Annotated in this window: 18 protein-coding genes; 7 read left to right on the top strand and 11 right to left on the bottom strand. The window is 66.2% G+C overall.

The window, feature by feature from the left end:
• Window positions 1-100: 100 nt before the first annotated feature.
• The 4 genes from AC069I_RS13320 to AC069I_RS13335 all read right to left on the bottom strand — a co-directional run bounded on the left by AC069I_RS13320 (window position 101) and on the right by AC069I_RS13335 (window position 1,742).
• Window positions 101-412 carry a helix-turn-helix domain-containing protein gene (locus AC069I_RS13320; RefSeq protein WP_478265512.1) on the bottom strand — a complete coding sequence of 104 codons (312 nt, stop codon included), beginning with the start codon at window positions 410-412 and terminating at the stop codon, window positions 101-103.
• Between the two features lie 54 nt (window positions 413-466).
• Window positions 467-730, bottom strand: a complete 264-nt coding sequence (locus tag AC069I_RS13325; RefSeq protein ID WP_478265513.1) for an AMED_5909 family protein — start codon at window positions 728-730, stop codon at window positions 467-469.
• Complete coding sequence (locus tag AC069I_RS13330; protein WP_478265514.1) at window positions 708-977, bottom strand: hypothetical protein; 270 nt, start codon at window positions 975-977, stop codon at window positions 708-710. The genes AC069I_RS13325 and AC069I_RS13330 overlap by 23 nt, the downstream gene beginning before the upstream one ends.
• A gap of 294 nt (window positions 978-1,271) precedes the next feature.
• Entirely contained in the window at window positions 1,272-1,742 is a 471-nt protein-coding gene (locus tag AC069I_RS13335) for a hypothetical protein (protein ID WP_478265515.1), read from the bottom strand.
• A 161-nt stretch (window positions 1,743-1,903) separates the two neighbouring features.
• On the opposite strand from AC069I_RS13335, the gene AC069I_RS13340 reads away from it, so the two are divergent.
• A complete protein-coding gene (locus AC069I_RS13340; RefSeq protein WP_478265516.1) occupies window positions 1,904-2,893 on the top strand; it encodes a hypothetical protein in 990 nt (329 codons plus the stop codon).
• A gap of 21 nt (window positions 2,894-2,914) precedes the next feature.
• Complete coding sequence (locus AC069I_RS13345) at window positions 2,915-3,844, top strand: inositol monophosphatase family protein (RefSeq protein ID WP_478265517.1); 930 nt, start codon at window positions 2,915-2,917, stop codon at window positions 3,842-3,844.
• Window positions 3,845-5,775: 1,931 nt separating this feature from the next.
• Here the strand turns inward: AC069I_RS13345 and AC069I_RS13350 are convergent.
• Window positions 5,776-5,919, bottom strand: coding sequence for a hypothetical protein (locus AC069I_RS13350; protein ID WP_478265518.1), 144 nt, complete (start codon window positions 5,917-5,919; stop codon window positions 5,776-5,778).
• A 192-nt stretch (window positions 5,920-6,111) separates the two neighbouring features.
• Window positions 6,112-7,293, bottom strand: a complete 1,182-nt coding sequence (locus tag AC069I_RS13355; protein WP_478265519.1) for an acyl-CoA dehydrogenase family protein — start codon at window positions 7,291-7,293, stop codon at window positions 6,112-6,114.
• Window positions 7,294-7,537: 244 nt separating this feature from the next.
• On the opposite strand from AC069I_RS13355, the gene AC069I_RS13360 reads away from it, so the two are divergent.
• From AC069I_RS13360 to AC069I_RS13370, 3 genes are all read left to right on the top strand, one after another.
• Window positions 7,538-8,701, top strand: a complete 1,164-nt coding sequence (locus tag AC069I_RS13360) for an epoxide hydrolase family protein (protein WP_478225463.1) — start codon at window positions 7,538-7,540, stop codon at window positions 8,699-8,701.
• Window positions 8,702-8,780: 79 nt separating this feature from the next.
• Window positions 8,781-10,328, top strand: coding sequence for a GMC family oxidoreductase (locus AC069I_RS13365; protein ID WP_478265520.1), 1,548 nt, complete (start codon window positions 8,781-8,783; stop codon window positions 10,326-10,328).
• Between the two features lie 180 nt (window positions 10,329-10,508).
• On the top strand, window positions 10,509-11,249 hold the full coding sequence (locus AC069I_RS13370) for a DUF899 domain-containing protein (RefSeq protein ID WP_478265521.1): 741 nt from the start codon (window positions 10,509-10,511) through the stop codon (window positions 11,247-11,249).
• Window positions 11,250-11,688: 439 nt separating this feature from the next.
• On the opposite strand, the gene AC069I_RS13375 is transcribed toward AC069I_RS13370, so the two are convergent.
• From AC069I_RS13375 to AC069I_RS13395, 5 genes are all read right to left on the bottom strand, one after another.
• A complete protein-coding gene (locus AC069I_RS13375) occupies window positions 11,689-12,933 on the bottom strand; it encodes a class I SAM-dependent methyltransferase (RefSeq protein WP_478225460.1) in 1,245 nt (414 codons plus the stop codon).
• Between the two features lie 238 nt (window positions 12,934-13,171).
• Window positions 13,172-14,782 (bottom strand): MFS transporter, encoded by a 1,611-nt coding sequence (locus tag AC069I_RS13380; protein ID WP_478225459.1) that lies wholly within the window; start codon window positions 14,780-14,782, stop codon window positions 13,172-13,174.
• Window positions 14,783-14,872: 90 nt separating this feature from the next.
• A complete protein-coding gene (locus AC069I_RS13385) occupies window positions 14,873-16,225 on the bottom strand; it encodes a nucleotide disphospho-sugar-binding domain-containing protein (RefSeq protein ID WP_478225458.1) in 1,353 nt (450 codons plus the stop codon).
• Between the two features lie 353 nt (window positions 16,226-16,578).
• Window positions 16,579-17,250, bottom strand: a complete 672-nt coding sequence (locus tag AC069I_RS13390; RefSeq protein ID WP_478225457.1) for a ribonuclease FAU-1 family protein — start codon at window positions 17,248-17,250, stop codon at window positions 16,579-16,581.
• A 261-nt stretch (window positions 17,251-17,511) separates the two neighbouring features.
• The gene (locus AC069I_RS13395; protein WP_478225456.1) at window positions 17,512-17,967 is read right to left on the bottom strand and encodes an SgcJ/EcaC family oxidoreductase; all 456 of its coding nucleotides are present in this window, start codon (window positions 17,965-17,967) and stop codon (window positions 17,512-17,514) included.
• A gap of 283 nt (window positions 17,968-18,250) precedes the next feature.
• On the opposite strand from AC069I_RS13395, the gene AC069I_RS13400 reads away from it, so the two are divergent.
• Both AC069I_RS13400 and AC069I_RS13405 read left to right on the top strand, forming a co-directional pair.
• On the top strand, window positions 18,251-18,718 hold the full coding sequence (locus AC069I_RS13400; protein ID WP_478225455.1) for an SgcJ/EcaC family oxidoreductase: 468 nt from the start codon (window positions 18,251-18,253) through the stop codon (window positions 18,716-18,718).
• A 22-nt stretch (window positions 18,719-18,740) separates the two neighbouring features.
• Window positions 18,741-19,220, top strand: coding sequence for an SgcJ/EcaC family oxidoreductase (locus AC069I_RS13405; RefSeq protein ID WP_340686956.1), 480 nt, complete (start codon window positions 18,741-18,743; stop codon window positions 19,218-19,220).
• Window positions 19,221-19,396: the final 176 nt, after the last annotated feature.

Genomic DNA, 19,396 nt, shown 5'->3' on the forward strand with positions numbered 1-19,396 from the left:
TCTGCGTTTTTAGGGACACTTTTAGCCACGTGGGGACGTGTTTATCCGCCACACGTCCCCACGTGTGAAAATTGTCGATATTCGGTTTTCTTCTAAGCGATCAATTGCGTGGACGCTCCCGCTCCGGGCGTCCGGACGCGTACTTCACGTATCGACTGCTCTCGGTCTCGACGTGGCGGGCTGACCATTCGAAGAGCTGCGCACGCGGGATATCCAGCGCGTCCGCGAGACGCAGAATCATCGGAACGCGCTCGATACCACGAAGCCCTCGCTCGATCCCTGACACGGTCTGCGCCTTCATGCCAGCCCGCTCCGCCACCGCGACCTGCGATAAGCCGCGCAGACCCCGGACCCGAGCCAGCAACGCCCCGAGTGGCACATGCCTCCCAGCCTCAACATCCGGAAAGGTCACCCGCTTCGGGTCACGCTGCCGTCCTTCATCTGTATTCCCATCACCTCCTACCCTTTAACCCTCGCCGTCCACGGTCGTTTTCTGTGCCTGAATCCTCGCCGTCAACTCTTCCGCCTCACCGTCTTCATGTGCGACCCAGTACCGCAGTTCATGATGATGGAATCTGTCCACATCGGACACTGCGCGATACATTTTTGCGTTGTCTCGACGCCATTTCAGCCATGTTGCGAGGCTCGCGTCCGACTGAGGGCGAGTGGACGCCGCGACGTGGTGCGCATCCTTGAGTGTTTGCGGCTCATTCCTGCCCGGGGTCGTCATCACAGGCCCCGTTCCTTGCACGGCTTTCGAGCAGCGCCGCCAGTTCGTCCGCGCAGTCGCGGAGTCGGCGAAGGAAGGCCGCCCGGTCCGGCCAACCGCCCCGATGTCCGGGAGGACGGATCGTCAGCAATCCCGCCGTGCCCGACAGCACCAGCACCGGGGGCGACCCCAGGCCCGAACCAGTCTCCTCCACCGTCACCTCGTCCCACGGGCCCATCACCCACGTCGAACTGAACGCCTCCCGCATACTCGTCACCTTCCGCCCTGCGCTCCCACACACGCGCCTGCTCCTCGAACGCCTGCGCGGCCGATCCCACGGCAGCGACCACCCACCACGGCAGGACACGCTCACCAGCCAAAGCCCGCCAGGCCTGCGCGACCTCCCGCGACGCCGCCGCCATCTCCCGCGCAACCTCCGGATTCGCACCCCGTGACCGTGCATCCGCGTCCGACGCATCCCGATACGCGCGGTACGCCGCCTCCCACGCCGACACCTGCTTGTTCGGCATCACGACACCACTTCCCCGTAGAAGTAATGCCGTCACGCGGCCTTGGCCGAGGACTCACCCACCGTCGACCGCGCCGCCTTCCCACCCGAGGCCGCGCCCGTACCACTCGCCGCAGCCTTGAACCCGGTCGCACGGAACACATAGGACAGATACTTGAACTCACCCTGCCCCGTCACCTTCGGCTCAGCGGTCAGCCCGTCCAGTTCCACCGGCCGCATACCCGGCATGACCTCAGCCGTCGTCGGCACCGGCTGCACATCGGCCAACAACGTGATCTCGAACGAAGCCCGCTTGGCCTTCGTCTCACCGGGGTCAGTCGCCATGAACTTCCACTGCCGCTTCCCGGTCACCTCGTCCACCCGCTGCCTCGTCGGCCTCCCCTGCGCCCTCTCATCACGCGACTGATATTCGTTGTCCGGCGACACTTCGCCCACCATCACGAGTCCCTGCGGAAACGCATCGTCGTGCTCAACGCTGAACCGGATGCCCTTTTCGATCGCCATATCGTGTTGAACCTTCCCGCTTGTCGGATACGCCTTTACCGGCGTACCTACAACAATCGGCCAAACGAGTGTCCCGTCACGACACCGTCTCGGTCTCGCCTCGCAGCATCTCGCACTCACCTTGTCTCGTCTTGTCTCGTCTCCCGTGCTACGTTGGTCTCATGAGCCCCGACACCGCAGCTCAGGAAGCCCGGCCGATCGTCCTCAAGGTCCTGCTTCGAGGACGGCACTTGCAGAGCTACCGCGCGTTCTGCCGCGAGTACGACAAGGTGGCCGAGAAGGTCGACAAGAGCCTGAGGGGCAGCTTTCCCAGTAAAGCCCAGTTCTACCGATGGCTGTCCGGCGAACTCGTCGGCCTGCCCTACGCCGACCACTGCCGAATCCTTGAAGCAATGCTTCCCGGTTGGCAAGCCGAACAACTCTTCGGCCCACACGAAGGCGGAATCGAGTTCGTACCCGAGCCACCCCAGACAAGGGCGGAAACTCCTGCTCAAGAATCTCCCCCACGGAAGATTCACACCGAGGGGGCCCGAGCCGCCCCAGGAAACCAGGTCGGCGAAGAATTCACCCTTGCGGTCCCCAGAGCCGAATTCGGCGATTCAACTATCGACGTCTTCTCGCTACCGAACCCGCAGCCAGGTCGATTACTGGACTTGAACTGGGAGACATTCGGACTCGGGATCGAGCGACTCGGCAATCAGATCAAGAATCTTGGCAGCCGCCTCGACGTTGATATCTGCTTCGGGATCAACGAAGCCGGTTTGGTCATGGCCACTTTTCTTTCGTCTTCGCGGTTTTCGCGATGCCCGATCGGCTACCTGCGCTGCAACAAGGTTCGCGGTGGCATCGAGCTTGACGACGCTTCCGTTTTCCCCGAGGCCAAAGATCACCCGACCATCGTTCTGTGTGATTTCGAGGTCAAGCATTCCGACGCTATCGGATACCTTGAAAAGCAGGTTCGTGCACGCTACCCGACTGCCGACCTGTATTTTGCCGTATTCGGAGCCATGACCAAGGGCGACGATCCCCGCGCCTACAGCTTCGATGACCTTGCAGGCGTGCACAACCTGCGGAAGGCAGACTTCTCCGCTATCTTCATCGCCGCGACCATGAGCCCTCCCGGCATTGAACCTCCGCTGGAACTGCGATAGATCACGAAGGTGGCCCACTCGATGAACCACGAACCGTCAATCCCCGACTTAGCCGCACGCATCGCCGATCTGGTCAAGGGAATGATGCTCGAAATCCGGCCCCGCCTGATGAAAGCCGCTATCACTGGCAATCGCGGAGAACACGAGAACGTTCGCCATAGTGACAACTTCCTTTCAGACTTCGATCTGTGGATGCATCGACGCTACAAGGAAGCCATTGCCGAACACCTGACGTCCTTCGTCTACGCATCAGAGGAAGCCGACCCAGAAGTGATCGGCCCAGACTCCGACCCTGATCTTTGCATTCTCGTCGATCCCTTGGATACCAGCGAACTCGCGGTGCGCGGCCTCTACGGCTACACACACATCATGGTCTACTCTCGCGCTCTCGCCAGGCCGATCGTTTCGGTGATCGGAGATATCTTCCACCATATTCAGCTCTACATCGGCGCGCGAGACGACGAAGGCGTTGACCGGGCGTTCATGGTCACAGCCGACTCCACGAGGTACGCGCTCGACCAGCCCTCGCAAGCCAGCCTCGCGGAAGCCCTGGTAACCAACTACTTGATGCGCCCAGATGCACGGTTCGCTCCCCTTGCACGGCAGGAGGGTTTCCTAGCCGCTCTCAGCGCACCGTCCGCCGGGGACAAGAAGAAGGGGCGCATCGGTGTCGACTTCGGTTCAGTGAGCCTGTGCCATGTGGCCGCTGGTCTGACCGACGCCACCGTCGAGTTCGCAAAGGGGTTTGCCATCTGGGACCTTGCTCCAGGCCACTACGTGCTTCATGCCGCAGGCGGAACCGTCGTCGATCTCCAGGGCCAACCGCTCTCCCTTGACTACAGCTTCGATTCGCTCGCTGACATCACCGCAGCGATGAACCCGCGCCAAAAGTTCGTTGCCGCCGGTAACGCCAGCCTTGCCGACGAGATCGTTAAGACGCTGCGCGTGTAGCCCACCCTGACGCCCCGAGCGGTCGCCGAAGCGCAGACAAGCGAGTCCTGCCGAATTTGGCTCTATGGGATCAAGGCGCCGCCGTTGGCGGCGCCCGGGTCACTACCCGTCCGGCGGGCTACGCCCAAGAGGCGACGCCGGCCTCCCGCTCCGCTCCGGCAGGCGCCGCCGGGCGAGCCCGCCGCAGAGCAGCACACGCAGCGCGCCGCCAACGACGACGGAGATCCAAGAGCCACACGGCGAGATCACCCGACTCGCTTAGCCGACGAGCGGATGTTACTTGGCAGCCTCGGACCCCGGAGTCTTACCCAAATGATTTGAGTGTGCGGCAGCGATTTGGCACGCTCGCCTGGTGGACGGATCAGAGTCTCCTGATGAGCTGGCAGAAGTGCTACGGACTGCTTCACAAGGCGCGGACCCTGGGTTGGCCAGCGGCCTCGTCGAAGCGGCCCGCGTGGACCCGACGGGGACCGCGCTAGGTGACGTGGCTAAGGCCGCACTCTCGGCAGGAGTTGACCGCGAGGACATCCTCCGAGCGTGCTATGCCGCTCGGTTAGAGATTCGGACGGCAGCTGGCAGCAGCCGACAGTACGAAGATCCCGCCGAAGATCATGTTCTGGATCTCATGGATCGTCTCACCGGATGGTGCCACCCCAGCGCTCGCCTCTGAGTCGCGAACGCACTCACATGCCGCTGATCGCGTGCTCTGACGCCCCCGCCCGCCTCGTGTCGTCGAGGCGGGCCGGTGCTCATTCTGACGTCCGCTTCTGCCGCTTACCGGTCATTCGGGAACGCAGCGTCGCTAATCGCCAGCGCGATAACCTGTGCCACTTCTGCACTGCTGCCGGTGGTCCCACGACTGGCGACGTGGTGGTCTCACAACGGCGTCCGGCGACACACACGGTCAGGTCGCCCGGCCCACCTGACCGACGTGAAGTGGTCACCGGGGGCTCCCTCGCCTCTCAGCGTCTTACGCCGAGCCGCCCGCATCAAGGCGGGAAGGCGTGCCTTGACACGACCGACTCAGCGCAAGGCGTGGCGGTGACGAGGGGAACGGGGACGAGCAGGCACCAGGGCACTCAGACAGCCACGAGGGGCCGGAGTGCGATAGATTCAGAGCGAGACACAGCGCGCTGACCAGCGACGATGACGATGATGTACAGCAGCAAAGTACAGCAACGCCAGCAACCATGAGCGACCGTCAGCAGCGTCTATGGCCCCGGACATGACCTCAGTGACCTGCGAAAACGTCGATGCCGACAGTTCGCATCGAGAAGGTCAGGGGTTCGATTCCCCTCAGCTCCACTCAAGGGTTCTGATCGCTGTTGAGCTGCGGTTTAAACTCTTCGTAGTTTCAGCACTCTGGCCTGGCGTTCGACAGAATGCCAGGCCTGAATGCTATTTCAGGGCTTCTGACTCACCTCAGGTGTCGGCTTGTGGCCACTCTGTGTAGTGGCTTCGGGCTGGTTGGGCTCCTGTTCTCGGGCGAGACCGAAGGTAACCAACCTCGACACCGACCAGGACGCAACCGTGGCATGCAAATAGAAAGCCCACGATCCGTCCAAGCGCCGGCGAGCACGAGCTGCTTAACGCGATTGTCCGGTCATGCCTGGAGACATCAACTCTGACATTCGCTTGAGAGCCTCGGCGGTGCGTGCATCCTGCTCCTCCTTCGGCAACCTGACAAAGGCCAGCTGCGACTCACACCGTTCTCGCAGGTCGTCTCGGTCGAACCAGTGCAGTGGGCCGTTGAAGCTGGCACCGACGCATATCCAATTGGACATCCCCGCCCGCGGGACCGCCCAACCGGCCAGGTGGAGGCGGGCCAGCAGCGGATTCGAGTCGCCCTGTGCGCCGGCACCGGGTACCGCGCGACGCCGATCGGGATCAGCGGTCCGTCGACGGCAAGGAAGAGCGCGGACGCGCGCTGCTCAATCCAGCACGGTGGCCAGGTAGCCGACCAGGGCCCGGTTCAGTTCGGTCACCCACCGCTCGCGTTCGGCCGAGGGTGCGGCGACCACCGTGCCCAGCAGAGTGCCGAAGATCTGGGTCGACACCACGGCGACCGTCCGCACGCAACGCCACGTAGCAAGACCTGGACTCGGTTGGTAACCACTGGGCCGCCTCTCTTTAGGGAGGCGGCCCAGTGGCATTTCGGGTTGGCCGTCGGTTCGTGGCTCGGGCACGTCGGTGGTCTGCCGGTCGTGCTGGACGGCGTGGAGTTGCGCGAAGGCCTGCCGTGGAGTGGCGTCGTGGAACTCAGCGATTCAGAGGTACTGCGTGTTCGGCGGGAGCCCGCAGAGAGAGCGGCCGTACAGTTCGAAATTGGTGTTCGGGTGCATCAGGCCGTGCAGGCTGAACGCGTGTATATCGCGCCGGATCCGCTGGATCGGCTTGGACAGCTTGATCGAGGAGCCCCCGCTCGCGGATGCCAGCACGTCGACGGCCTCCTCGACCAGCCGCACGAGTCGGCCGAGACGTCCGCGGTTGTGCATCCGCTCCTCGAGTGTCCACGCCTCGCCCGCTGTGCCCTTCTGGTCGAGGACAGTGGCCATCTTCCAGGCGTAGTACTCCGCTTCCTCGAGCTTCAACGCCGCCTCGGCGACCTCGAAGTGTGTGACCGGAGCCTCGCTCTGGAGGCTGTAGTCGGTGAACGTGATCGGCCGGCCCGACAGGTTCCGGCGGAACTCGGCCAGCGCCGCTCGGCCCATCCCTATCGCCACGCCGATGAACCCCGCCGCACCGGTCGGGATCATCGGGGTGCGGAACACGGGCGAGGCGGCGTTGAGCTCGGACGCGTACTGCTCCTGGAGCACCGACACCATCGGTAGCGTGCGCTCTCGCGGGACGTACAAGTTCTCGGCCATCGTGTCGACGCTGCCGGTGGCGGCGAGGCCCGACGTGTGCCAGTCATCGTCGATCGTCAGCTCCGACATCGGCACCAGCGCGGCCACTGGCCACTGGCTGCCGTCCGGGGCCGGGGCCATCGCCATGATGGCCTGCCAGTGGCTGCGCCGCGCGCCGCTCACGAAATGCCAGCGCCCGTTGACGACCAGTCCGTCCCCGGCCTCGGTCGCGACCCCCGTCGGGCTCAGCGAGACGCAGATCCGCGTGGCGGACGTGGCGAACACCTCGTCCTGCACGTGGTCGGGGAACGCCGCGGCCAACCAGTCACCGATCGCCCACGCCGCCGTGTTCCAGCCCGCCGACGGGTCGGCCGCCGAGATGATCGACACGATGTCGCCCGTGTCGAGCGCGCTCGTCTCGTGGCCGCCGTAGCGCTGCGGCCGGCGCAAGTCGAACAGGCCGGCTTCGGCGAGCGCCTCGACCACCTCGTCGTCCAGGGTGCGGTTCTGCTCCGCCGACAGCGCCTTCGACTCGATCAGCGGCACCAGGTCCTCGGCCCGCTTACGAAGCTCGTCCGCCGACAGTATGGCGTATCCGGACAAGGCGTCCTCCAAATATGTATGTCGCCGTCGCTGCCTCACTCGCACGTTCGCAACGACGATCCCAGGCCACCGGTGCTCGATCGTCTCCTCCTTTGCGCACCGGGAGTCCGTGGCGCCGGAGGCCGAGCAACCGTGAAGACGCGGGCGCTGCCATCCATGACCACGATGTACCTCGGGTCTCAACGGCTCCCGGACGGGGGACGCGGGGACCACCCATACCCCCGGCTGAGGAAAGGTGGCCTCGATGCGGCCCTATCGGATCGACATACCCGATTCCGAGATCGCGGACCTACGCGCGCGAATCGCCTCGACCCGCTGGCCGACCGCGGTGTCGGTCCCGGGCTGGGAGCGCGGCGTCCCCGGTGACTACCTCCGTGAGCTCGCCACGTACTGGCAGTCCACCTACGACTGGCGAGCAGCGGAACGGGAACTGAACCGGCACCCTCAGTTCATCACGGAGATCGACGGCGCCGACGTCCATTTCATGCACATCACCTCGGCGGAGCCGGGCGCGACGCCGCTGCTGCTCACCCACGGCTGGCCTGGCTCGATCGTCGAGTTCCTGGACGTCATCGGTCCGCTCACCGACCCCCGCGCCAACGGCCTCGACCCTGCCCTGGCGTTCCACCTGGTCATTCCGTCCATCCCCGGGCACGGTTTCTCCGGTCCGGTCACCGAGCCCGGTTGGGACGTCCAGCGTGTCGCCGGGGCATGGGCAGAGCTGATGCAGCGCCTCGACTACGACTCGTACGTCACCGCGGGTGGGGACTGGGGTTCGATCATCTCCCTCGAGCTCAGCCGCCTCGCACCCGAACGAGTCCGGGGTGCGTACCTGTCGATGCTGCTGACCCTGCCCTCCGGCGATCCGGAGGAGCTGTCGCAGCTCGGCGAATCGGACTTCGCCCGTCTCGCCGAGCTGAGCCGGTTCGACGCCGAGCTGTCGGGTTACATGAAGGTGCAGACGACCCGTCCGCTCACCATCGGGTACGGCCTCACGGATTCTCCGGTGGGACAGCTCGCGTGGATCGTCGAGAAGTTCCACGACTGGAACAAGGCGGTCAAGACGCCGGAGGAGGAGGTCGGACGTGACCGGCTGCTGACCAATGCCACCCTCTACTGGCTGACCGGAACCGCCACGTCGTCCGCTCAGTTCTACTACGAGTCCGCCGCGACCCTCGGCAAGATGTTCACTCCCGGCGCGGCACCGGACCCGGTCACCGTCCCGATCGGCGTCGCGGTCTTCGGGCAGGATCCCGGGCTCCCGATCCGGACGCTCGCCGAGCGTGACTACTCCACCATCACCCACTGGTCGGAGTTCGACCAGGGCGGCCACTTCGCCGCGCTGGAGCAGCCGAAACTGTACGTCGGCGACCTGCGGACCTTCGTGGGTTCACTGGACAGCCGGTAGCCGGAAGCCGAAGGACGGCCTCGCCGCCATGTCGAGGCCGTCTTCGTGTCAGCAGGGGGTTCTTTCAAGGAGCACAAGCATGTACGACTACGTCATCGTGGGCGCCGGTTCGGCCGGCGCCGTGCTCGCCACCCGGCTGAGCGAAGACCCCGACGTCCGCGTCTGCCTGGTCGAGGCCGGCGGCCGGGACACGGCCGAGGACATCCACGTACCGGTCGGCTTCGGCCGGCTGTTCCGCACCGACTTCGACTGGGACCACGACACCCACGCGGAGCCGCACCTGCAGCGCCGGCGCGTCTACCTCGGGCACGGCAGGGTCCTCGGCGGGTCCAGCGCCACCAACAACATGATCTACGTCCGCGGCAACCGCCTCGACTTCGACGGCTGGGGACAGCCGGGCTGGAGCTACGCCGACCTTCTCCCCTGCTTCCTGCGCGCGGAGGACAACGAGCGAGGCGAGTCGGAGTTCCACGCCACCGGCGGCCCGCTGCGGGTCTCCGACGGCCGCTCGAAGAACCCGATGTCGGCCGCCTTCGTCGAAGCGGCCACGCAGGCGGGGCACAAGCGCACCGAGGACTTCAACGGTGCCGAGCAGGACGGCTTCGGCGAGTTCCAGGTCACCCAGCGCGACGGCCGTCGCGAGAGCACCGCCACCGCCTACCTGCACCCCGCCGCCGCCCGGCCGAACCTCACCGTCGAGACCGACCTGCGGGTACACCGCGTGCTGGTCGAAACCGGCCGCGCGGTCGGGGTCGCCGGCAGGCGCCACGGCGAGGAAGTCACCGTCCGCGCCGAGCGAGAGGTCATCGTCTCCGCCGGGGCCTACAACTCCCCGCACCTGCTACAGCTGTCCGGGATCGGGCCGGCCGCGCTGCTGGGCGCGCTCGGCGTGCCGGTGGTCGCGGACCTGCCTGCCGTCGGCGCCAACCTGCAGGACCACGCGCTGATCCCGCTCGTCTACACCCACGAGCACCCGATCAGCCTGCTCGCCGCCGGCACGCCGGAGAACGTCGCGAGGTACATGGAGTCCGCGAGCGGACCGCTCACCTCGAACGGCCCGGAAGCCGGCGGGTTCATCCGCACCCGGTCGACGCTGACCGCACCGGACGCCGAGTTCCTCGCCGCGCCGGTGATGTTCGCCGACGGCGGCCTCGGCTCACCGACCGGGCACGCGGTGTCGTTCGGCCCGAGCATGCTCACCCCGCTCAGCCGCGGCACCGTGTCGCTCGCCTCGCCACAACCGACGGCGAAGCCGAAGATCGTGCACAACTACTTCGCCGAGCCCGAAGACCTGACCGCCGCGATCGACGCGCTGCGGATCGCGCTCGAGATCGCCGACCAGCCCGCCCTGGCACGGTATACGACGACGCCGCACACCGTGCCCGCCTCCGAGTCGGACGCGGACCTACGGGCCCACATCCGCGCGTACGCGCATTCGACGTATCACCCGGCAGGCACCTGTGCGATCGGCACGGTGGTCGACCCGCAGCTGCGCGTACACGGCATCGACGGCCTCCGCGTCGCCGACGCCTCCGTGATGCCCACCGGCGTGCGCGGCAACCCCAACGCCGCCGTGATCGCCATCGCGGAACGGGCGGCCGAACTGATCCGCGAGACCGCACGATAGGAGATGCGCCGGCGGCCGCCTCGCCCGACGATGTCGGGGAGGCCGCCGGTGAACCGGTTTCCGAATATCAGGGAAACCGGACGACGACCCGCGCAGAAACGCGCGCAGCCGCGATTTTCCGGGTTCCGTTGGTTCCAGGCGAATCAGGATACGAATGACGAGACAAAGGGAGGGCGAACGATGAGCCTGCCGAAGATAGTTTCTCGTGATGAGTGGCATTCCGCTCACAAGGACTTCCTTGCCAAGGAGAAGGCGGCCACGAAGATGCGGGACGCGCTGAACGCCGCCCGCCGTGAGCTGCCGATGATCGAAGTCGAGAAGGACTATGTCTTCGAGGGTCCTACGGGCAAGCGCAGCCTGATCGACCTGTTCGAGGGTCGTCGTCAACTCATCGTCTACCACTTCATGTTCCACCCCGACTGGGACGAGGGGTGCGCGGGCTGCTCGTTCCTGGTCGACAACTTCGGCAGCCTCTCCCATCTGCACCGGCGCGACACTTCGCTCGCGGTGGTGTCGCGGGCGCCGCTGTCGAAACTGCTCGCCTACCGGGACCGTATGGGATGGGACTTCGACTGGCATTCGTCGGGGGACAGCGACTTCAACTACGACTTCCACGTGACCCTCGACGACCGGGTGGCCCCCGTCGAGCACAACTACGAGGATCGCGCGGCCCTCGAGCGGCGGGGCCTGACCGAGTTCAAAGGCATGGAGACGCCGGGCGCCAGCGTCTTCCTACGGGACGGCGATCGGATCTTCCACACGTATTCGACGTATGCGCGGGGTACCGAGGTGTTCCTCAGTACGTTCCACCTGCTCGACCTGACTGCGCTTGGCAGGCAAGAGCGATGGGAAAAGCCTGCCGACCGTTACACCGGTCCGGTGAAATCGATCCGCCGCCACTACCAGTACAAGGACGAGTGAGCCGGCCGCCCGGCCGAACGGGTGAGAAGGACCTCCGTGACCGGGGGTCTTTTCGCGTTCACCCCCGCTTTTATCGACCAATCTCCTTTCGCCACGTTCGAGGTGCGTCACTCGGGCCGGAATGCGCCGCGCGCACTACCTCCCGAGTACATGAAGGCCTTCTTCCTCGCATTGGCGTCGCGTGACCCTGCTTACCTTACGCCGCCGCGGTCCACGCGGCACTGGCCGTGCCGGAGAAAACCCCTGGTACAAACGGCTTTCCCCGTCTTGCCAGGAACCGTGTGTATCCACAGTGGACGCAAGGCGGCAGGAGCACGCGAAACCAGGCGCAAGGAAGGAGGCCTTCATGTACTTCACCTGGCGTGTCACCGGGCCAGGCCGGACAACAGGTAGCCGAACGCCGCCACGAACTTGCGACGCGAACTGACGGCTCGGGGCACTAGCGGTCGAGGATCCGTGGCTCGGGCAGCGGTTCGATCAGCCTTCCGCGGAAGCCTTCGTTACGCAGGTTGGTAATCACCTCGTCGGCGATGTGCCAGGACAGCAGGATGGCGTAGTCCGGCTGGTCCTCCCCGCACAGCTCCTGCTGGCTGATGACCGGGATGTGGGTGCCGGGAAAGAACCTGCCGATCTTGCGCGGGCTGATCTCGGAGACCACGTCGATGTCGTCGGTGCCGAGATCGCAGTAGTTGAACAGTGTCACCGCACGCCCCGGAGCGGAAGCCCCCGCGACCGTGGCACCGGTGCTCTTGAGCTCCGCGACCAGGTCGCGCAACTTCTCCCGGTGCTCCTCCACCTTGGTGGCGAAAGCGGAGTAGATCATCGAGTCCCGCAGCTTCAGGGTGTCTTCGTACTCGCGGATCTCCGCGACCGACTCGTGTATCTCGTGGGCACCGGCGAAGCCGGCGTAGACCCGGACCGACCCGCCGTGGGTCGGGATCCGCTCGACCTTGACGACTTCGAGACCGTGGAGCCGGAACGCCTCGTCCAGCGCCGTCAGCGAGTAGTACCTCGAGTGCTCGTGATAGGCGAAGTCGTACTGCAGGGTCTCGAGAAGATCCGGCAGGTAGTGCGACTCGTTCACGAACAGCCCGTCGTCCTTCAGGATCGTCGTGATGCCGTCCAGCACGTCGTGCAGGTTGGTGACGTGCGCGAACACGTTGAGCGCGACCACGATGTCCGACTTCCCGCGGGCCGACGCCACCTCGGTCGCGACAGTCGAACTGAAATAGTCCTTGACCACAGGGTTTCCGGCTGCCGACGAACCGACAGGATCGACGCCGAGGACGTCGAACGAGCGATCGGCCAGCTTGTCGAGCAAACTGCCGTCATTGCTCCCGAACTCGACGACGGATCGGCCATCAGGGCCCGACTCATAGAGTCCTGCGAGCGTGTCCGCGAGTTCCTCCAAGTGCACGTGGTAGCCGGCGGTCAGACCCGCGAGGTGGTGGTAGTCGCCTGAGAACAGGATGCGCTCACTGACCCATTCCATGACCTGCACCAGGCTGCACTGTTCACAGAACCCCAGCTCGAGTGGCCAGAGCTGTTCGTTGTCCAGTTCCTCTTGGTTCGCGGGGAAATGGAACGAAGGCTGCATGCCGAGCGACAAGAACTTGCGGACCTTGATGTCCCGGCACGTCTGGCAGAGCGTTACGTTCTCCGCCCCTCTCAAACCATCACTCACGACTAACTCCTTCGCGCTGGCCGGTCGGTTCTCCGGTAGCCAACCGTACGATTCCCGGATCCGTCCGGACGTCTCCGTGACTGCTCGGACGGCGCGCGATTTCGTGTCACACGGGTGCGGATGGGCGAAGCCGTCCACCAGGAACGGCGACATCGAGACGCCCAGCCACCCCGGCGCGCGCCGGGGTGGCTGGGCGTCTCGATGTCGAATCCTCATCGGGCAGGCGCGGCGCGGCCGGTCACGCTCGGTCCGCGGCGACCTCCGCTTCACGGGGCACGGCGGGACCGTCCTCCGGTTCCGGTTCTGGCGCCTCGGAGCCGATGGGCTTGACGTGGCGCATCGTGGCGTACACCACGACGGTGAGTGCCGCCAGCGTGACCGCGCATCCGATCGCGATGGTGCTGAGCCCGCTGGTGAACGTCTCGCGAGCCGCCGCCGCCAGCTGATCGCCCAGCGGGGCAGGCAGCGTCCCGGAGGTGGCGACCGCGCCCGCGAGGTCCTCCTTGGCGGCCGCCGAGGCACCGGCGGGGACGCCGGGAGGTACGGCGACCCAACTGGTGTAGAGCACGGTGGACAGGCTGCCGATGGCGGCGATGCCGAGTGCGTTGCCGAGCTCGCCGCTGGTGGTCGAGAGGGACCCGGCCGAGCCGCTGCGTTCCGGCGGCGTCGCCATCATGGTGAGCTGGTTGCTGATCGCGGGGACCGCGCTGACACCGGCGTAGATGATGCACAACCCCACGACGAGGACGGCCAGACCGCCCGCCGAGGGGGCCCGCGAAATGACGACCATGCCAACGGCGCTGAGCAGCAGCCCGCCCATGAGCACCAGGCTCGGGCGCAGCCGCGTGGCCAGTGGGACGGACAACTGGACCCCGGCTATCGCCACCACCGACGGGACGATGAGCCACAGCGCCGCGGCGAACGGGCTGAGTCCCTGGACCAGCTGCAGATACTGGGACACGAGCAGGCCACTACCGGCCAGGGCGATACCGGTGACCATGAACAGGGTCAGAGCCCCCGCGACCGCGGGGATCCGGAACAGGCTCATGTCGAGCAGCGGATCGGCGAGGCGAGCCTGACGGCGGACGAACAGCACGCCGAGCAGGACACCAACGACGCAGGCCACCGCCGGGACCGGGTCCCACCCGTTCCTGGCCAGTTCCTTGAGCCCGTAGATGACCGCGAGGATGGCGACCAGCGACAGCGCCACGCTGGCGAAGTCCAGGCGGGCGGCGTTCTCGTCGCGGGACTCCGGCAGCAACACCTTGCCGGTCAGCACCAGCAGCGCCATGAGCGGGACCGCGATCAGGAAGACCGAGCCCCACCAGAACGAGTTCAGCAGCAGCCCGCCGACCGACGGACCCAGGCAGAGTCCTGCCATACCCACCGTCGACCAGATCGCCATGGCCCTGGCCATCTGCTTGGGGTCGGGGAACATCGTCCTGATCAGCGCCAGGGTGCAGGGCATGAACGTGGCTCCGGCCACCCCCAGCCCCGCCCGCATCGCGATGAGCATCGCCGGGCTCGTCGAGAACGCCGCGGCGATCGACAACAGGCCGAACGCGCCGGCGCCGATCAGCAGCAGCTTGCGCCGGCCGACCCGATCACCCAGCCGCCCCATCGCGACCAGTGATCCGCCGATCAGGAAGCTGTAGATGTCGACGGTCCACAGGCTCTGCAAGGCACTGGCACCGAGGTCCACGGTGATGTGCGGCAGCGCCAGGAACATCACCGTGAGGTCGAGGAACACCACCATCGTCGGCAGGCTCAGTATCGCGAGGCCGATCCATTGGCGGGCACCCGCCTTCCTCGGACCGAGGTGGGAGCCGCCCGTGAGCTCTGTGGTCATGATCTCTCTCCATCCAGATGATCGCGAAGCCGGTGGCGACGTCGCGCCCGACCGGCCGGTGGGCTTACTGCCGCCCGTCCGTCAGCGCGCCTACCGGCGCCGGTGCTCGTCGGTCAGCCGCTCCAGGATCGGGACGAACTCGCTGGGGCTCGGCGTGGACAGCAGATCTCTGCGCAACCGATCCGTTCCCTCCTGGAACGACGGCTCGGTCAGCACCCTCGTGATCTGTTCCCGCATCTCCAGGGCATCGGGCTTACTGACGTTCATGACGAGGCCTGCCCCCGAATCGGTGACGTACCGGGCCAGTGCCGGCCCAAGGCTGTACCTCGACCGGCCCAGCTTCTCCTCGCCGGAGGACGGGGTCGCCACGATTTCGTGGCCGACGAAGTCGACCACGATCTGCCGCACACCGTTGGCGATCGCGGGCATGACCGTGCCCATACCGCCGTGGTGGATGAGCAGGTCGCAGGTTGGCATCAACTGGTTGAGCGGGACGAAATCCACCACCCGCACGTTGTCCGGGATCTTGTCGACCTGCGACAACTGCTTGTCGTTGAGCGTTGCCACGACCTCAACGTCCAGCACGGACACGGCTTCCAGCAGCGCCGGGATATGCGCCCATCCGTCCGCCATGAACGACCGCTCGGACAGACCCAGCGACAGGGCCACCCGTGGGCGGTCCGGCACCGGGTACATCCACTCGGGCATGACCTCCTGCCTCGCGTGCGGAATCCAGCGCATCGACAACGTCCGCGCGGAGACGGTCGGTCCCACCGCTCGCGGCTGCATATTCATCGTCCACTGCCCGAACAGCAGCTCCGTGTCGACCTCGACGCCGTAGCGATCGGCCAGCGGCCGCACGGTCTCGGCCACCGGATTGTCCACCGGCGGGGCGCCCGGTCTGCTGTTGGCCTCGGCGATCCTGTCCATGCTGCGGCTGAAGACGTCCGGCGCCGTCCACCACCGGGCATGCGCCGCACCGCACACACGCGCCGCCACCGCGCCGCCAGGGACAGTCGGATCCCACAGCACCAGGTCGGGCTGCCATGTGCGGGCGAAGTTCACCAAGCCGTCCATGGCGGGCAGCGGAGTGCTCGCGTCGCCCTTGTAAGGGAGGAAGTCCCACATCGAGGGCACGTAGTACTGGGTCAACACGTCCCAGTGCTCACGATCCGGGTCGTCAGAGTCGAAGTCCAACGCGGCGGTGATCCGCGCGAGATCGGCCCGCTCGGTGACATAGGGCCTCGCGGGCCCCATGAGTGCGGGCATGCTGTCGGCGTCGCATACCGACACCGGGGTCAGGCCCATCGACGCGGTCTCCGCCGCGATCGCCGGGTGGGAAACGACACAGACCTCGTGCCCCGCCGCTTTGAGCGCCCACGCGAGCGGGACCAAAGGATACAGATGTGCCGACGCCGGCCAAATAACGAAAGCTACGCGCATGTGGAACTCCTTAACGTTACCTCGGTCTGGATCGCGTCGGACGCCACGGAGTGCCTGAGACACCCGGGCGGACCACCTCAGAATTGCGGTGAGCAGAGCACGAATAAAGGCGTCGACCGGTCGCGCGTGCTCGCCAGTAGCTCTCGAAGGTGTTCGCCTCTCCTTTTCCGGATACTGGGGACGACGGTACCGAGCCGCGACCCGACGCTGGAAGTGTGGAATACACGTCCCCAGGTATGATTAATTCCGGTCGTCATCACGGCGACGTCGTGAATGAAGGGCCCCTTCACTACCTTCAGGGTAGTGAAGGGGCCCTTCACGACCGTACGAACGCGCACGGGCACCGGCCTTCCTCACGCCGCGGCGGCGAGGGTCCACGCCGCGGGCCGCCAGCGCCAAAGCTCCCCGTCCAGCATGGGTGGAGCGAGCGAGTCCACCCGGACATCGCACCAAGTCCCGTCGAAGGGAAACCGGCCCGCGGCGGCGGCGCGCCGCAGGCGGCGACCCTCCGCGCGCACCGCACGCGCCTCGTCGGCCGACCAGTAGCCCGGACGGCCGGTCGCCCAGTGGAACTCGTCCTCGTCCTTCCACCGGCTGGTGCCGTCGGGAGCGACAAGCAGGTCGAGGGTGTGGTCGACCGTGTCGAGGCCGGCCGTGGTCCCGTCGTCCCAGCCCACCGCCGGCCGCTCAAGGTTGACGTACCAGCCCTCGAAGCGACCGCGGTCGAAGAACCACCACACCGAGTGCGCCCGGCCCGGCGGCACGAGCATGAGCACGTCGCGGTCGCGCCATGAGGTCGTGACGAGCGGCGCCTCCGCGATGCGATCGATCGGCTCCTCCCGCATGGGGGACCCATCGGGGCAGCGAAGGGACGCGAAGCCCGACCCGATCGGGACCCACAGAAGGAGCCCGTACGCCGACCGCCGCACCACCCTGGCGGCCTGGGCCATGCTCAGGTGGGGCCCGCGGAAGTACCGGCGGACGATGACCTCGCCGGCGGTCAGACCGCTCTGGCCATCGGACACGAGGCCCTCCCCCGTCATGCCGGCACGCCATTCCCCCGACGCGACGCGGTCGTCCCCGTGACCCGTCCGCCGCCGGCCCACCCGAGGTCGGGCTCTGTGCCTTCCTGCGGGACGGGAGGCAAAGAAAGACTTACCGGAACCAGGTTCCGCCGTTGGCGGTTGCTCATGAGAAGTCACTCCCGATGTCGTGCGATGTGCCCGCCGCGGCGGGCACGGTCGTAACCCCGACGATGGCGTTCATCGGCTCGTTCTCCTTCGAGCTCAGCCCTTGATGGGACTGGTCTGCTGCGAAACGAGCCGCCATTCGCCGTCGACCCGGACGGTCACCCAGGTGCCGCGCACGGTGCGCTCCACGGGGACCGTGGTCTCACCCTCGTACAGCACGCCGCCGTCCGTGATCACCACGGCGATGCCCGGCTCGAGGATCTTGATGTCGATCGGCTCCATGACCAGGGTGGTGCCGCGCAGCGCCCCGGCGAAGGCTTCCTTGAAGAACAGCCGAATCGCCTCGGGATCGGTCAACTGCGTGTCGTCGACCAGGATGCTGCCGTTGGCGGTGAAGAGATCGGCGAAGGCGTCGGCGTCATTCGCGTCCCACGCGGCCCTGGCGCGCAGCAGAGCGGTCAGCGCGACGCTCTCCTCGCCTTGAGTGAACTTTCCGTAATAGGTGGCCCATTGCTTGGCCCCCGCGACGAGGGTTGCGGCCTTCTCTGACATCCGGCTCTCCTTGATTGACTACCTGATAACCTGAATGATCCGCCAGGCACGGGACCCGTACCGCGTCGTAATGGTCGCCGCAGCGAAGATTCGGGTGCGTCTCCTCGAGTGCGCCGAACCCGCGTATCCGGCGAGCGCACACCAAAGAATCGCGCGTGAAAAGCACGTCCGGCGTGGCAAAACAGGAGAAGAGCCCCGGCCATCGCGCGTGTGAAGCTAAAGGGCGTATGGGGCCAATCGTATTTGTGCCGTTGGTTAGCCGATCACTTTGAAGGAGAACACAGTGTCTGCACCCACTGACGACGACCAGGCCAGGCTGGACGACTACTACGGCCCCTTCGTCGGAGAGAAGGAAAAGGAAGCCCTTGACGTCCCGTTGCGCCTTATCGCCGCATGGGCGAAGAACGACGGCTACGGCGTCGCCGAGCAGTTCACCGAGGACGGCATCCTCATCCTCCCCGGTGACGTGCTGAAGAAGGGCCGGGACGCGATCGGCTCGTTCATGACCGCCGCCTACGCCGGCCCGTTCAAGGACAGCGGCGTCACCGGCAAGCCGGTCGACGTCCGGTTCGTCTCGGACACCGTCGCACTGCTGCGCACCCACGGCGGCATTCTCGCCCCCGGCGAGACCGAAATCGACGAAGAGCTCGCGGTGCGCTCCACCTGGGTCGTCGTGAAGAAGGACGACGAGTGGCAGCTCGCGGTCTATCAGAACAGCCCCCGCGGCGCCGGCGCAACGCTCCGCTGGTAACGACTACTAACGGGAGATCACAGTGCCGACCACCAATTCGTGGGGCAACGCCACGTCGATTCTCGCCGACCACGCGGTCAAAGAGGACACGGCGTTCTACCGTTCATTCACCAGTGAAGACGAAAAGGCCGTCCTCACGGTACCGCAGCGCATTCAGGACGCCTGGCTGAAGAACGACGCCGACACGTTCGCCGACGTCTTCGCCGAGAACGGCAGCCTGCTGCTGCAGGACAACCAGCTGACCAGCCGGGAGCAGATCCGCGACTTCATGCGCGCAGGTTTCCAGGGCGGCCTCAAAGGAGCGCACGTCTACGGCTGGCCGCTCGAGGTCAAGTTCCTCGGTCCGAACGTCGCGATCGTCATCACCGAAGGCGGGATCATCCGGGCGGGCGAGTCCGAGATCGCGCCGGAGAACCAGATCCGTGCGGTGTGGACGGTCGTTCGCGGCGAAGACGGCGAGCTGAGCCTCTTCTCGCACCAGAGCAGCCCCATCAAGGGCTGACTCCCGAGAGGGCCTCCCGCTTGCCGGGCGGGGGCCGTGAGTGGCGTTTCGGGTTATCAAGAGAGCCGAAACGCCACTCACGACCCCCTGCACCAACGCCTCACCTGTCACACCTGCCTCACCCACAACTGTCCATAATGGACTCAAATGAACGCGGACTTCCAACTCAGGACACG

It is taken from the genome of Amycolatopsis sp. NPDC043885, from assembly GCF_056435685.1.

Coding starts and splice junctions, on each gene's coding strand:
- AC069I_RS13325 (WP_478265513.1), bottom strand. CDS start 730: ATGACGACCCCGGGCAGGAATGAGCCGCAAACACTCAAGGATGCGCAC.
- AC069I_RS13330 (WP_478265514.1), bottom strand. CDS start 977: ATGCGGGAGGCGTTCAGTTCGACGTGGGTGATGGGCCCGTGGGACGAG.
- AC069I_RS13335 (WP_478265515.1), bottom strand. CDS start 1,742: ATGGCGATCGAAAAGGGCATCCGGTTCAGCGTTGAGCACGACGATGCG.
- AC069I_RS13340 (WP_478265516.1), top strand. CDS start 1,904: ATGAGCCCCGACACCGCAGCTCAGGAAGCCCGGCCGATCGTCCTCAAG.
- AC069I_RS13345 (WP_478265517.1), top strand. CDS start 2,915: ATGAACCACGAACCGTCAATCCCCGACTTAGCCGCACGCATCGCCGAT.
- AC069I_RS13360 (WP_478225463.1), top strand. CDS start 7,538: ATGCGGCCCTATCGGATCGACATACCCGATTCCGAGATCGCGGACCTA.
- AC069I_RS13365 (WP_478265520.1), top strand. CDS start 8,781: ATGTACGACTACGTCATCGTGGGCGCCGGTTCGGCCGGCGCCGTGCTC.
- AC069I_RS13370 (WP_478265521.1), top strand. CDS start 10,509: ATGAGCCTGCCGAAGATAGTTTCTCGTGATGAGTGGCATTCCGCTCAC.
- AC069I_RS13380 (WP_478225459.1), bottom strand. CDS start 14,782: ATGACCACAGAGCTCACGGGCGGCTCCCACCTCGGTCCGAGGAAGGCG.
- AC069I_RS13385 (WP_478225458.1), bottom strand. CDS start 16,225: ATGCGCGTAGCTTTCGTTATTTGGCCGGCGTCGGCACATCTGTATCCT.
- AC069I_RS13395 (WP_478225456.1), bottom strand. CDS start 17,967: ATGTCAGAGAAGGCCGCAACCCTCGTCGCGGGGGCCAAGCAATGGGCC.